The sequence below is a fragment of the Streptomyces sp. CA-146814 genome (assembly GCF_050942385.1).
GTDB lineage: Bacteria > Actinomycetota > Actinomycetes > Streptomycetales > Streptomycetaceae > Streptomyces.
In genome coordinates, this window is sequence record NZ_CP192068.1 from 87,455 (window position 1) to 100,738 (window position 13,284).

At 72.1% G+C, this 13,284-nt stretch carries 11 protein-coding genes; 6 read left to right on the forward strand and 5 right to left on the reverse strand.

Going from position 1 to position 13,284, the window contains the following annotated elements:
- The first annotated feature begins 7 nt into the window (after positions 1 to 7).
- Positions 8 to 643: a DUF1275 family protein gene (locus ACQP09_RS00430; protein ID WP_433406441.1), complete on the forward strand. Its 636-nt coding sequence runs from the start codon at positions 8 to 10 to the stop codon at positions 641 to 643.
- Between the two features lie 224 nt (positions 644 to 867).
- On the opposite strand, the gene ACQP09_RS00435 is transcribed toward ACQP09_RS00430, so the two are convergent.
- From ACQP09_RS00435 to ACQP09_RS00445, 3 genes are all read right to left on the reverse strand, one after another.
- Positions 868 to 1,128: a type B 50S ribosomal protein L31 gene (locus ACQP09_RS00435; RefSeq protein WP_404065914.1), complete on the reverse strand. Its 261-nt coding sequence runs from the start codon at positions 1,126 to 1,128 to the stop codon at positions 868 to 870.
- 78 nt (positions 1,129 to 1,206) lie between these two features.
- Entirely contained in the window at positions 1,207 to 1,371 is a 165-nt protein-coding gene (gene rpmG, locus ACQP09_RS00440) for a 50S ribosomal protein L33 (protein ID WP_018515115.1), read from the reverse strand.
- A gap of 128 nt (positions 1,372 to 1,499) precedes the next feature.
- Positions 1,500 to 2,351, reverse strand: coding sequence for a phosphotransferase (locus ACQP09_RS00445; RefSeq protein WP_433394991.1), 852 nt, complete (start codon positions 2,349 to 2,351; stop codon positions 1,500 to 1,502).
- A 273-nt stretch (positions 2,352 to 2,624) separates the two neighbouring features.
- Here ACQP09_RS00445 and ACQP09_RS00450 point away from each other — a divergent pair, with 273 nt between their 5' ends.
- On the forward strand, positions 2,625 to 4,046 hold the full coding sequence (locus ACQP09_RS00450; protein WP_433394993.1) for a PP2C family protein-serine/threonine phosphatase: 1,422 nt from the start codon (positions 2,625 to 2,627) through the stop codon (positions 4,044 to 4,046).
- Between the two features lie 117 nt (positions 4,047 to 4,163).
- Here the strand turns inward: ACQP09_RS00450 and ACQP09_RS00455 are convergent, their stop codons facing one another.
- Positions 4,164 to 5,660 (reverse strand): DNA-binding protein NsdB, encoded by a 1,497-nt coding sequence (locus ACQP09_RS00455; protein WP_433394995.1) that lies wholly within the window; start codon positions 5,658 to 5,660, stop codon positions 4,164 to 4,166.
- A 231-nt stretch (positions 5,661 to 5,891) separates the two neighbouring features.
- Here ACQP09_RS00455 and ACQP09_RS00460 point away from each other — a divergent pair, with 231 nt between their 5' ends.
- From ACQP09_RS00460 to ACQP09_RS00470, 3 genes are all read left to right on the forward strand, one after another.
- A complete protein-coding gene (locus tag ACQP09_RS00460) occupies positions 5,892 to 7,028 on the forward strand; it encodes an aminoglycoside phosphotransferase family protein (protein ID WP_433394997.1) in 1,137 nt (378 codons plus the stop codon).
- Between the two features lie 595 nt (positions 7,029 to 7,623).
- Positions 7,624 to 8,352 carry a transglycosylase SLT domain-containing protein gene (locus ACQP09_RS00465; RefSeq protein ID WP_433394999.1) on the forward strand — a complete coding sequence of 243 codons (729 nt, stop codon included), beginning with the start codon at positions 7,624 to 7,626 and terminating at the stop codon, positions 8,350 to 8,352.
- 199 nt (positions 8,353 to 8,551) lie between these two features.
- Positions 8,552 to 10,765, forward strand: a complete 2,214-nt coding sequence (locus ACQP09_RS00470) for a terpene synthase family protein (RefSeq protein WP_433395000.1) — start codon at positions 8,552 to 8,554, stop codon at positions 10,763 to 10,765.
- A 101-nt stretch (positions 10,766 to 10,866) separates the two neighbouring features.
- On the opposite strand, the gene ACQP09_RS00475 is transcribed toward ACQP09_RS00470, so the two are convergent.
- On the reverse strand, positions 10,867 to 11,367 hold the full coding sequence (locus tag ACQP09_RS00475) for a hypothetical protein (RefSeq protein ID WP_026242033.1): 501 nt from the start codon (positions 11,365 to 11,367) through the stop codon (positions 10,867 to 10,869).
- 316 nt (positions 11,368 to 11,683) lie between these two features.
- Between ACQP09_RS00475 and ACQP09_RS00480 the strand changes: the two genes are divergently transcribed.
- Positions 11,684 to 13,240, forward strand: coding sequence for a hypothetical protein (locus tag ACQP09_RS00480; RefSeq protein ID WP_433395003.1), 1,557 nt, complete (start codon positions 11,684 to 11,686; stop codon positions 13,238 to 13,240).
- The last annotated feature ends 44 nt before the right edge of the window (positions 13,241 to 13,284 follow it).

Below are 13,284 nucleotides of genomic sequence, written 5' to 3' on the forward strand. Positions count from 1 at the left end.
GGCGCTGCTGCTCCTGTCCGCGGCCTCCGGGGCGGCGGACGCGTTCGCCTTCCTCTGTGTGGGCCAGGTCTTCGCGGGGGTGATGACCGGGAATCTGGTTCTGCTCGGGGCCTCGGCCGCCGGGGCCGGTGAGGACGGGGTGGCGCTTCGGGTGGTGACCGCCTTGGCCGCGTACGCCTGCGGGGTGGCGTGCGGTGCGCTGATGGCCGGGTTTCCGCTGCGGGCGCTGCTCCTGGGCGAGGTCGTCCTGCTCGGAGTGGCGGCCGCGCTGTGGGGGTTCGGTCTGGTCGCGTCGTACGGTGAACGGCTCGGGCTGCTGGCCCTGGTGGCGCTGGCGATGGGCGTCCAGGGGCGCGTACGGGGGACACCGACGAACTACTTCACCGGGACCCTCACCTCCCTCGTCGGCCGTGCGGCGGCACGGGAGCCGGCGCCTGGGGACGTCTGGGTGCTGGGGCGGCTGGGGGCGGTGGTGGCCGGGGCCGCGCTCGCGGCGTCGGCCGAACGGTGGTGGAGCCCCGGGGCCGCGCTGGGGGCGGTCGTGCTGGTGGCCGGGGCGACGGCCCTCGAACCCGGGTGGCGCGAGGGCTCGGATACGGGGAAGCCCCGGCCGGATCGGGGGAATCCAGCCGGGGCGGCTTGAGTGCGGGCGCGAAGGGCGGTCGCCTCTCGGCGAGGGGCTCCATGGGGCTTCGGCGGTGCGAGCTTCCCCATGGGCTGGTGGTGAGGCCCGGGGACACGGTCCCCCTCACACCCACGTATAGATGAACGATAAACCATCTAGGACTGTTCCCGGGAACCCGCCCCTGTGGATGTGATCCATGGCACGGAATCCCCGGTTCCGCCGCCGGCCGGAGCCGGCGCCGGTCAGCTCCTGGACGCCTCACCGGTGCCGTAACGGCGACGGAACCGCTCCACGCGGCCTTCCGTGTCGAGCACCTGGCGGCCACCGGTGTAGAACGGGTGGCTCGCCGACGAGGTCTCCACGTCGATGACGGGGTAGGTGTTGCCGTCCTCCCAGGCCACGCGCTCGCCGGAGTCGGCGGTCGAGCGGGTCAGGAAGGCGACGTCCGCGGCGCGGTCACGGAAGACCACGGGGCGGGAGACGGGGTGGATACGGGGCTTCATCGATGCGTTCCTTCCTCACCGCCGGTGGCGGCGGTGGTGACGTGTGAGGGCTTCCTCCGTGCGGCAGGCTCCGTGCGGTCAGCGGGTCTCGCGGAAGAGGACGTGCTGACCGGCGGCGGCGTCGAACTTGCGCAGTTCCAGCCGGTCGGGGGTGTTGCGGCGGTTCTTCCGGGTCACGTAGCTGCTGCCCGTTCCGGCGGTGGACCGGAGGGTCACGACGGGCCTGAGTTCGTTGCGGGCCATGGGCGCCTCCCGTGGTGCTCGACGACTCCACCCCCGTAACGGGAATGGGATTCGTTTTCGTTCTGGTGGAGTAACGCGGCCCGTCCCGTCGGCATTCCCGGGCCGGGCCGCCCGGTTCCCGGCGGCCGTCAGGGCCGCCGTGCCCGACCCTCGTACGTTCCGCGCTCCACGGCCTCCGTGGCCGCCAGGAACCGAGCCGCCTCCTTCTCCCCGGCGCGCCAGGACGGGTCGACCAGCCCGCTCAGCGCGACGAGCCGGAAGATCAGGGCGCGGATCAGCATCTGCCGCCAGCGGGGGTCGCCGCCGCCGCCGGTGAGGAGGTCAGGGGCGGGCTCGTACCAGAGGAGGCCATCCGCGATGATCACGGCCTCCGCGTAGAGAGACGGGCGCCAGTAGGGGGAGAAGTCGATGACGACGGGGTCCCGTCCTGGCGCGAAGAGCACATTGCCGGTGAGGTCGCCGTGGACGAGCTGCGCCACCGCCTCCACGGGCCGGCGCAGGGACAGCAGGCGCTCGAACGGCTCGGCCAGCTCCGGGACCACGTCGCCCTCCTCCTCGCCCCACGCGACCCGGTCGGCCACCGCCCAGGGGTGCGTCCGACGGTCGAGGAAGTCCGGGCGCGGCTGATCGCGTACGGCGGCGTGGAAGGCGCGGCCGACGGCGACGACGCCAGGCCACCGCCCGCCGGGGCCGGAGCGGCCCTCCATGAACTCGGCGGCCGTCCAGCCGTCGACCACACCGGCCCCCGTCGCCGACCGCAGCGGCCGCGGCACGCGGAAACCGGCACCCCTCGGCAGCCCTTCGAGGAGGGACGCGGCCCATTCCGATTCGCCCTCGGTCCCCTCCGCCGGCTTCAGGACGGCTCCACCGACCCGCACGCTGCGTCCCTGACCTCCGGCCAGCGGCTCGGGAGTGCCGTGTAGACCGAAGGCGTCGAGAACGGCGGGCGGGGGAAGGATGGCGTACGGCTGCTCGGGCATGGGATGCATCCTGCCGGGCTGTCCTGCCGCGCGCACGCGCATTGATCGCTGGGCCGTTCAGTCCGGAGCGCCTATGCCACCGGGTCAGGCCAACACCCCTCATCCGTACGCCCGTTCGGAGGTTTCCCCCTCTCGCGCAGCCGCTGGCATATGCCAGAAGCAACAACGCATCGAGTGTCGTCGAATCCCTTACGGGCTGCCGCGGCCTGTGCGACAGTCGATAGCGGTCGACCCCGGAAACCCGGCCGCACCGCGCCTGTATCGGAGTACGAGATGCCGTCCCATCTGTTCGCGGACCGCCCCGCACCACAGCCTCCCGCGCACGATGCCGTCGACGCCTTGATCCATCGCGCGCGGCGGCTGCGCGGAGACGTGGACGCCGTGGGACGGAACACGGCGGTGGCGGACGAGGACGACCCTCAGGCGCGCTGGCAGCGCGCGCTGTGCGACCTGGCCGTCCAGCATCTCGACAACCTCGACCAGCACCTCGGTCAGCTCAAGGCCGGTCTGCCCGCCCAGCGCCCCGCCGTCCGGGACGACCACGCGGCCGAGGACGGCCCGGCGGCCGGCTCCACGCCGCACCGGGTCGGCAGCGCCGAATGGAACCTGCTCACCGATGAGGTCAGCTGGTCCGACGAGCTGTACGAGATCTTCGGCCGGCCGCCCGGTTCGCCACCCCTCTCCCTGGACGACCTCCCCTCCGTCCTGCTCCCCGGAGACCAGCCGAAGCTGACCTCCATGGTGACGGGCTGCCTCGTGGACGGGCAGCCGATGGACGGGGAGTTCCGCATCGTCCTCCCCGACAGCCAGGTGCGCACGCTGCACATGACGGGCGAACCGGTCCTCGACTCCGAGGGGTGCACGGCCGCCATGTGGGCCGTGCTCCGGGACGTCGGCGAGCTGCGCCGCAGCGAGGAGACCGTCGACCGGAACCGGGATTCGACGCGGCGCGAGGAGCACGTCGGAGGCGCGGAAAGCCGGACCGTCGTGGCTCAGGAGACCGCCGTGCCGTCGTGGCGCGGTTCGCTACGGCTTCCGCGACAGCGCGTCGGCGCCCTGGACATCGCCGCTCACCACCTCCCCTCCGTGGACGGCAGCCTGACCGGCGGCGACTGGTACGACGCGATGGAGCTGCCGGACGGCCGGACCCTGCTGGCCGTCGGCGATCTGACCGGGCACGGTCTTCCCGCCACCTCGGCCCTGGCCATGGTGCTGGGCGCGCTGCGCGGCATGGCCGTCGCCGGCATCGAGCCGGGCGCCCTGATGGGTCACCTCGACCACCTCCTCGAAACATCGATGCGGCCCGCTCTGGGCAGCGCCTTGTGCTGCCGCGTCGACACGGCGACGGGCATGCTCTCGTGGGCGCAGGCGGGACACCCCGCGCCCCTGCTCTTCCGCGACGGAACGGGGCGTCGGCTGCCGCCCCCGGACGGCGTGCTGCTCGGTGCCGCCTCCCAGGTCGCCTATGAGCAGGACGAGGTGCGCCTGCTCCCCGGTGACGTGCTGATGCTGCACACGGACGGCCTGACGCGGCGCGGCGACCGGGGTGCGGGCCCGGAGCGACTGCTGGCCCTGGCCCCTCTGTTCGCACGGGCCCGGGACGCGCAGGAGTGCGTACGGGGTGTGGCCGAGGAGTTCGGCGGGGCCGAGCGCCTGGACGACGCGTGTGTGCTGGTCGCCCGCATCGGGGCGTGAGGGAGCGCGGGACCGGTCTTCAGGACTGCAGCCCTCAGGACCCTCAGGACTGCCGGTGCGTCATGTCGGTGGGCACGCGCGACGGTTACGGCCTCCGTCGGCGTTCGCGTACGGGGATCAGGCCTGCGTACCCCTGGCCTTCTTGGCGACCGGGCTCTGCGGCAAGGAGAGCTCGATCTGCTCCCGGAGGTCCTGGATCTTGGCGTACCCCGCGAACTGGCCGGTGAGCCGGTACATTTCGCGCAGCCGGTCCCAGGTGCGGTGCGAGGAGGTCTCCCCCATCGACACCAGGGCGAGCCGGGCGTACCGGTCCGCCTGCTCGGGGTCGTTGGCGATGAAGAGGGCCGAGGCGAGCGAGATGTAGTCGAAGATCTTGGAGCGCTGGCGGCCGTTGATCCGCAGATCCAGGGCCTGTTTGGCGTGGCGCTGGGCGATCGACGCGGCCGCCGGGTCGTGCTCGGCCAGGGTGCGGAACGCCAGGGCCTGCATGCCGTGCAGGTCGGCCTCGTCGAACATCTGCATCCAGCTCGGCGCCGGTACGTCGCCCTTGTCCGAGACGAAGAGCTCCTCGGCCTCGCCGAGGGTGCGCCGCATGGCCTGGCCCTTGCCCATCGCCGCCTGCGCCCAGGCCTCGATGGTGCGCAGCATCGCCTGCGTACGGGGCAGGGTCTCGTCGCCCGAGCCGGTTTTCGCCAGCTTCATCAGGTCGAGGGCGTCGTCGGGGCGGCCCAGGTGGACCATCTGGCGTGCGGCGCGGGAGAGCGCTTCACCGGCGCGCGGCCGGTCGCCGCCCTCTCTGGCCGCGTGGGCGGCGATGACGAAGTACTTCTGGGCGGTGGGTTCGAGGCCGACATCGTGGGACATCCAGCCCGCGAGTACGGCGAGGTTGGCGGCGACGCCCCACAGGCGGCGCTGGAGATGGTCGGGGTGGCGGTAGGCGAGCATGCCGCCCACCTCGTTGAGCTGGCCCACGACGGCCTTGCGCTGGAGGCCGCCGCCGCGGGAGGCGTCCCAGGCGCGGAACACCTCGACCGAGTGCTCCAGGGCCTCGATCTCCTCGGAGCCCACGGGCGCGGCCTCGTACCGGTCGAATCCGGCGGGGTCGGCGTGCTGGGGATCGTTGGCGCGTGGCGCGTCGGTGGCGGAGGCGGGGCTGCTGCGCAGCCAGTCGTACATGGGGCCGGCGATGGTTGAGCCGGCGGCGAGCGCGGCGCCCGCGCCCACCATGCCGCGTCGGTTGAGCATGAGGTCCATTCCCGTGAATTCGGTGAGGACCGCTGCCGTCCGTTCGGGCGCCCACGGCAGTTGATCGGGGTCGTGTTCCTTCCCCGCGTCACGCCGTTTCCCCACACGCCCGCGCCGGCCGAACCCGAGGTCCTCGATGGTCACGACACGGCCGAGCCGCTCGGTGAACAGGGCTGCCAGCACTTCGGGCACGGGATCACGGGGCGATTCCCCCATGTCGATCCAGCGCCTGACCCGCGAGGTGTCGGTGGCCAGCTGCGGGTGGCCCATGGCCGCCGCCTGCCGGTTCACCATTCTCGCGAGTTCGCCCTTGGACCAGCCGGCCAGGCCGAACAGGTCAGAAAGGCGGGTGTTGGGTTCTCCGGTCACGTCAAGCCCCCAGGTTCTCGGCTGACTTGACACTAACCCCCTGTCAGATGCGCTGTGACTATTCGCCAGGGTTCGCCAGGGTCCGCCAGATGGTCTGCCACCCGTGACTCGTTGTCAGGTAGGAAAGCGCCACCCCGCCCGGCAGCCCTAGGTACTCCCCAGGGTGCCGAACGGCCGTCGGCCGGGTTGGCGCACGTAACTTGTCGGCGCACGAAGGGATCTGTATCGCCCATGTACACAGCATCGTCCTCCGTGTCCGCCCCGCCCCGGCCGATCCGTCCCATGGGGGCGGGCGGCGGGCCGTATCTCGCCCCCCACGCCGGTGCGCCGGCGCAGGGTCTGGGCCGGACCCGGCGGGCGGCGGGACCGGGTGCCGGACCTCTCAGCGGAAGGATCGACCTCTCCGGGCCGCAGGGCGCGCAGGTGCGGATGGCCATCGCCTCCGTGCAGCGCATCTGCCCCGAGTTCAACCCGGTCCAGGTCCTGCGGCGCAGCGGCCGTTCGGTCCTGATCGTGGGCGCCACCGGGCGGGCGACCGCCGTGGCGAAGTGTTTACTGGACCACTCCCCCGCCTGGACCGAGCGGTTCCAGCACGAAATAGCGGCGTACCGCGCGTTCGTCCGGCACCGCCCCCCGGTTCGGGTGCCCCGGCTGATCGCGGCGGACCCGGAGAACTGCACGCTGGTGATCGAGCGGATGCCCGGCCGGGTGGCCGCGCTGACCCGGCACCCGGCGGAGGCGCCGCCGCGGGCCGACATCCGTGCCGCGCTCGGTGCGATCGCCCGGGTGAACGCCTGGCGGCCGCCGCCCGGGCTGTTCGAGGCGCCGCTGGACTACGGCTCACGGATCGCGCGCTACCACGAGCTCGGCCTGTTCACCGACCGTGACCTGGGCGACCTGCAGAAGCTGCTGCACGGCCTGGCCCAGGCGGGCGGCCGCCAGGGCATGGGCCAGTTCTGCCACGGGGACGCGCTGCTCTCCAACATCCTGCTCTCCCCGACCGGCCCGGTGCTGGTCGACTGGGAGCACGCGGGCTGGTATCTGCCGGGCTACGACCTGGCGACCCTGTGGGCGGTGCTCGGTGACGCCCCGGTGGCGCGACGCCAGATCAGCCAGCTGGCACAGGCGAGGGGGCCGGCGGCGCGGGACGCGTTCCTGGTGAACCTGATGCTGGTGCTGACCCGGGAGATCCGTAACTACGAGACGGCCGTGCAGCGCACCATGCGCGAGGCGCCCGCGGTGGGCGCGGGCCAGGACCGGCCGGGCGTGCTCTCCTCCGGCGAGGAGCAGCGACTGCTGCTGCGCCGGCTGCACGACGACTGCGCGATGGCGCGGCGGGCGGTGCGGGCGGCGGTCGGGACGCGCTGAGCCGGCGCGGCCGCGTGGGTCTTCGGAGGAAGGCGGGTGTGCCGCCTTCCTCCGAAGACCCACGGCGGAGAAGCCACTGTGTAAGGGAAGCGCGCTGCGCGACCGGTGCCGACACACCGGTCCGCAGCGCGCTGTTCTGCGTGCTGCCCGCCGGCCGGGCAGATGGGCGCGCCGGTCTGCGTTCCGCCCGCCGGCCGAGCCGTTCGGCTCGTCAGCCGAGCGAATGCGGCGGCCTCACCGCCCCCGTAGGCCACGCCCCCGCGTGACCGGGCCCTGACTCTGCGGCGCCCGGACGTCCTCCCCGGGTGAGGCGCGCCACGAGACCCACGTCACCTACGAGGTTCGGTAGTGGGTGCGGGCCCACCCCTGCGGCGTCATGGAACACCTGAAGCGGGTATTCCCCGCCACCTCCTACCGCACGTAGTAAACAGGGTCATTGCGTCCTGTTCCGGTGGCCGTTAACCATGGATTCCGGCAAGCACCGAGACCGAGCCTGCGACGAGCGCCCACCGGCGGTCGGCAGCCGAATCCCCCTCGGTCTCTGCTCACGCGGCCACAGGCCGCAGATCCCGTCCCCAACAGGAAGAGCTCACGCATGCCCCGCACCATCCGCATCACCCGCTCCCACAAGCTCGCCACCGCCGTGCTCGTCGCGGCCGGTTCCGTCACGGCCATCGCCGCGACCGGCGGGCAGAGCGACGCACAGCCCGCCGCGGCCAAGACCTCCATCGCCGCGGAGAAGGTCGCCGGTGTCTCCACGGCGAAGGAAGCCGCGGCCAAGAAGGCCGCCCAGGAGACCGCCGCGAAGAAGGCAGCCGCCGACGCCGCTGCGAAGAAGGCGGCCGCGGACCGCAAGGCCGTCGCCGAGCGCAAGGCGGCTGCGGAGAAGGCCGTGGCCGACCGCAAGGCCGAGGCGAAGAAGGCCGCCGAGAAGGCGCGCTCCGAGAAGCAGGCCGCCAACCGCTCCACCGAGCGCAAGGCCGTCGCCGCTCCCAAGCAGTACAAGAACAACCTCGACGGCTGGATCCGCGAGTCGCTCGACATCATGAAGAAGAAGAACATCCCCGGCTCCTACGAGGGGCTGCACCGCAACATCATGCGCGAGTCCAGCGGCAACCCGAACGCCGTCAACGACTGGGACATCAACGCGCAGAACGGCATTCCCTCCAAGGGCCTGCTCCAGGTGATCCAGCCGACCTTCGACGCCTACCACGTCAACGGCACCGAGAAGAAGCTCACCGACCCGGTCGCCAACATCACCGCCGCCGCCAACTACGCCGCGGACAAGTACGGCTCGATCGACAACGTCGACTCCGCGTACTGAGAACTCGTGCGCCGAGAACTCGTGCGCCGAGTCCACTCCGCCCGCCGGGCGGACCGCCGCCGAACGGGCACAGACCAGACCGCGATCATCCGACTAATCGCCCTGGTGCGTGCCCCGGTTGGCCGAAGGGTAGAGCTGGCGCGGACACCACTGGTCCGCGCGCTCACCGCGCGGAGGCTTCTGGAAAGGCCTGACGCACATGGCACAGCCCTTCTCACTGCCGGACTTCTATGTTCCGTATCCGGCACGGCTCAACCCTCATGTGGAGGCGGCACGGACGCACACGCGTCAGTGGGCGCGCTCCATGGGGATGCTGGAGGGATCCGGCGTCTGGGAGGAGAAGGACCTGGAGGCGCACGACTACGCCCTGCTCTGCGCCTACACCCACCCCGACTGCTCGGCCGAGGCGCTGTCCCTGGTCACCGACTGGTACGTGTGGGTCTTCTTCTTCGACGACCACTTCCTGGAGCTGTTCAAGCGCACCCCCGACCGTGAGGGTGCCAAGCGGTATCTGGACCGGCTGCCCGCCTTCATGCCGATGGAGCGCGGGGCCGCGACCCCCGAGCCGGAGAACCCCGTCGAGGCGGGCCTCGCCGATCTGTGGACGCGTACGGTCCCCGCGATGTCGGACGCCTGGCGGACCCGGTTCGCGGAGTCGACGGAGAACCTCCTCAACGAGTCGATGTGGGAGCTCTCCAACATCAACGAGGGCCGCATCGCCAACCCCGTCGAGTACATCGAGATGCGCCGCAAGGTCGGCGGCGCCCCCTGGTCGGCCGGTCTGGTGGAGTACGCGGCCGACGCCGAGGTGCCCGCCGAAGTGGCCGGCGCACGCCCGCTGCGCGTCCTGCGCGACGCCTTCTCCGACGGGGTGCACCTGCGCAACGACCTCTTCTCGTACCAGCGCGAGGTCGAGGAGGAGGGCGAGAACAGCAACGGGGTCCTCGTCCTGGAGAAGTTCCTCGGCTGCTCCACGCAGGAGGCCGCCGATGCCGTCAACGACCTGTTGACCTCACGGCTCCAGCAGTTCGAGAACACCGCCCTCACCGAGCTGGGCCCGCTCTGCGCCGAGAAAGGCCTCGACCCGGCGCAGACCGCGTCCGTCCTCGCGTACGTCAAAGGGCTCCAGGACTGGCAGTCCGGCGGCCATGAATGGCACATGCGCTCCAGTCGGTACATGAACGGTGGCGGGGCCGGCGAGGCGGTGCCGGGATTCGGCATGTCAGCCGCCTCGATCACGTTCACGCCGCGTTCGGAGACGGCGCGGGCGCGCAGCCACAGCCATCTGCCGTTCCAGCACGTGGGCCCCTCGATCGTCCCCGACCTGGAGCTGCCGTTCGGGACGACACTGAGCCCGCATCTGGAAGGCGCCCGGGTCCGGCTCGTCGACTGGGCGCGGCGGATGGGCATCCTGGAGGCGCAGCCGGGCGTTCCGGGTTCGCACATCTGGGACGAGGAGCGGATCATCGCGATCGACCTCCCGCTGTGTGCGGCGGGCATCCATCCGGACGCCTCACCGGAGGAGCTGGACATCTCCTCGGCATGGCTGGCCTGGGGGACGTACGGGGACGACTGGTTCCCGGTGGTGCACGGCCGGGCCAGGGACCTGGCCGGGGCCCGGGCGGCCAACGAGCGGCTCTCGCTCTTCATGCCGCTGGACGGTGAAGGCACCCCGGAGCCGGTGAACGCGCTGGAGCGGTCGCTCGGCGATCTGTGGCGCAGGACCGCGGCGCCGATGGACCTGGACGCGCGGCGCACGTTCCGGGACGCGATCGAGTCGATGACCGAGAGCTGGCTGTGGGAGCTGGCCAATCAGGCGCAGAACCGCATCCCCGATCCGGTCGACTACGTCGAGATGCGGCGGGACACCTTCGGCTCGAACCTGACGATGAGCCTGTGCCGGCTCGCCCACGGCAGGAAGGTGCCGAAGGCGATCTACCGGAGCGGCCCGATGCAGTCGCTGGAGAACGCCGCCGCCGACTACGCGTGCCTGCTGAACGACCTGTTCTCGTACCAGAAGGAGATCGAGTACGAGGGTGAGGTGCACAACGGCGTCCTGGTCGTGCAGAACTTCTTCGGGGTCGACTACCCGACGGGTGTGGCGATCGTGCACGACCTGATGAAGTCGCGGCTACGGCAGTTCCTGCACGTGGCGGAGGTCGAACTGCCGGTGCTGTACGACGACTTCGACCTGGACGCCGAGGCCCGGGAGGTGCTGGCCGGCTATGTGCTGGAGCTCAAGCACTGGATCGCGGGCATCCTGATCTGGCACCGGGGTTGCCGCCGGTACCGCGAGGAGGACCTGCGGCGCGGCCACGGCGCCCCCTGGCACCTCAGCGGCCCCACGGGGCTCGGCACGTCGGCGGCGCAGGTGACGCGGCTGTTCACCGAGCCGGCGGGCAGCAGGGCCTAGACGCGAGTCGCTCCCGGCCCGTGGCGAGGTTGTCGTGACGGGCCGGGAGCGACCATGAAAATAGCCCTCCCGCATATGCGGGAGGCCTATGCAGTGACGTTTCAGCCCTGCTGGAACAGCTCTGCGGGGAGGGGCTTGAGAAGGGTGTACAGATCGTCGGTGATGGGCCGGTCCCAGCTGGCGATGGTGACGAGCACCCCGTCGCTGCGGTCGAACTGGACGCAGGCGATCCGGCTCTCCGAGAGCTTGACCCGGCGGACGATCAGCAGGTTGTCGCCCTGCATCACGGGGACGTCCTCGCTGCTGACGACCTCGATCGGCTCGTCGTTCTCCAGGGCCAGCAGCAGCTGCGCGACCTCGAAGGGAACCTGGCCGTCCTCGGTCTCGCGGGCGGGCGAGCCGGCCGGGAGATTACCGATGATCATGGCCGGGCCGCGGCCGCCGTACAGGTCGTAACGGAGGAAGACGCCCTGACAGCTGCCGTCGGGCGCGGGGAGCAGACCGGCGCCGAGGTTGCCGGGCCAGTCCCCCGGGTCCATGGCCAGGACGTCGAAGTCCGGGCCCGCGGGTGTTGCGGCGCTACGGCGGCGGAGGAAGGACATGCAGCCATGGTACGTGGCCCGGCTCACCCCGCGGAGCCGGGCCCGAAGCGGAACACGGCCCTTCGCCGAGGCGCTTCCATGGCGAGGCCGAGGCTCCTCCATGGTGCGTACGAGGCTCCTCCGGGTGCGTACGAGACTCCTCCGTGGTGCGTACGAGACTCTTCCGCGTGGAATAGGCGCAAGTTCGCCCGCGGCGAGGCCATGTGCCGCATACCGTTGGATCACCGCCGTGCGCCGCCCGTCGCGGCAGCGGCGCGCACAGGGGCGGCGGCAGGCAGCAGGACGGGTACGGCGATACGCCGGAGGAGAGGACAGGATGACGGTGGAGGGCACAGTGAGCGGGCTGGAAGAGCGGGTGGTGGGACGCGCGTGGATGGTGCGTCTGGACCCGGCCGACCGGGGAGGCGCCGCGGTACGCGTCTCGTGCGACCGTCCGGCCTGCGCCCCCCAGGTCCTGCCCTCCGCCGCCGTCGGCCGGACGACGGCCGTCGCGCACCTCGCGTCGCATCTGCGCGCCGCGTCGGGGCCCCGGCCCGGGGCGTACTGCGCCTGCCGGGCCGAGGAGTGCCACACGCACGTCCGGGACGACGGCCCCCGCGACCGTGTGCCGGCCTCGCGGTGCGGAGGCCCGATGGTCCTGGCCGTCATCAACGACCGGCAGGGCCGCTGGTGGCGGGCGCTGGAGTGCTGCGCCCGCTGCGCGGCCGCCCACCCCTCGGCCAAGATCGTCGCCACCGCTCCGGCCGCCGCTCCGCCGGCGCCCGCGGCGGGAGCACGCGCGGCGGCGGGCCGTCCGCCCGTCCCGGCCGGCCCGCAGTTCTCCCACGCCGCCTCGTCCGAGCCCCCCGTGCCCGAGTCGGTGCCCGCTCCGCGCACGCCCCGCGCGAAGCCCCGGCGCAACCGCAGGACCGGGAAGATCGCGCAGCGCTTCGTCCCGTACGACCTGCACCCGATCGCCCTGCGCGACGAGCTGATCGAGCTGGGCGACCTCTTCCGGGCCTACCAGGAGCGCCCCGAACCCGACCTGGAGCAGCTCGCCGAGCTCCACGCCCGTAAGGCGAAGGCGTTCATCACCTGGGCAGAGGTCACCGGCGAGACCGAGCTGCGGCTGGAGGCCCGGCGCGCCGAGCAGGCAGCCGCCGCCGCTCTCCTCCAGCACCAGCAGCGCACGGGGCAGAGCCCGGTCGGCGAGGGAGAGGTAACCAACCGCCTGCTACCCGGGCTCACGCAGTGGGAGCACGCGCGGACGGTCCTCGCCCACGTCGCCGAGCACACCCCGCTGCCCGGCCCGGAGGCCCGTCTGATGGCGCTGATGCTGACCCTGCGCTCGGCGCTCACCGGCACCGGCAACCTGGTGGGGCAGGACGTCAAGGGCTGGCCCCTGACCGAGCCCGAGGAGCTGATCGGCCGGCTCGTGGACTCCGGCTGGCTCTCCATCCCCGGCACCGCCGACGACCTGCTCGACTCCCGTCCGGAGAGCCCGACCCCGATCACCATCCCGTCGCTGATGCCCGGCGAGGACGGGCAGGGTCCGTTCGACTTCGGCCGGAAGACGCGCCCCAAGCTCAGCGGATGGGCCCAGCGGGTCGTCGGGGACAAGAAGCTCCGCAAGAAGAAGACCGGCGCCGCCACCCGGCTCCTGGCCCTGGCCCTGGCGGTCCGGACCACGAACGACGGCCGGCTGGGCCAGGACGGCGAAGGCGTCGACCTGGCGGTCCTCACCTCCTGGTGTGCCGTCGAACCCGGTGAACTGGAGCCCTTGGTCGAGCAGTTGACCGTGGCGGACTGGCTGGAGGAAGCCGCCGTCACCGACAGCCGCCTCACGGGCCGGCTGACCGAACGGGTGATGCAGGTCAGCTGCCCGCTGCCGTGAGACCCGCGCACCGGCCCGGCATGCGTGCCAGACCTCGCCCGGCG

What these genes read in the sequence shown, in the direction of transcription:
- ACQP09_RS00435 (WP_404065914.1), bottom strand. Translation starts at nt 1,128, where the DNA reads ATGAAGCCCCGTATCCACCCCGTCTCCCGCCCCGTGGTCTTCCGTGAC.
- rpmG (WP_018515115.1), bottom strand. Translation starts at nt 1,371, where the DNA reads ATGGCCCGCAACGAACTCAGGCCCGTCGTGACCCTCCGGTCCACCGCC.
- ACQP09_RS00445 (WP_433394991.1), bottom strand. Translation starts at nt 2,351, where the DNA reads ATGCCCGAGCAGCCGTACGCCATCCTTCCCCCGCCCGCCGTTCTCGAC.
- ACQP09_RS00450 (WP_433394993.1), top strand. Translation starts at nt 2,625, where the DNA reads ATGCCGTCCCATCTGTTCGCGGACCGCCCCGCACCACAGCCTCCCGCG.
- ACQP09_RS00460 (WP_433394997.1), top strand. Translation starts at nt 5,892, where the DNA reads ATGTACACAGCATCGTCCTCCGTGTCCGCCCCGCCCCGGCCGATCCGT.
- ACQP09_RS00465 (WP_433394999.1), top strand. Translation starts at nt 7,624, where the DNA reads ATGCCCCGCACCATCCGCATCACCCGCTCCCACAAGCTCGCCACCGCC.
- ACQP09_RS00470 (WP_433395000.1), top strand. Translation starts at nt 8,552, where the DNA reads ATGGCACAGCCCTTCTCACTGCCGGACTTCTATGTTCCGTATCCGGCA.
- ACQP09_RS00475 (WP_026242033.1), bottom strand. Translation starts at nt 11,367, where the DNA reads ATGTCCTTCCTCCGCCGCCGTAGCGCCGCAACACCCGCGGGCCCGGAC.
- ACQP09_RS00480 (WP_433395003.1), top strand. Translation starts at nt 11,684, where the DNA reads ATGACGGTGGAGGGCACAGTGAGCGGGCTGGAAGAGCGGGTGGTGGGA.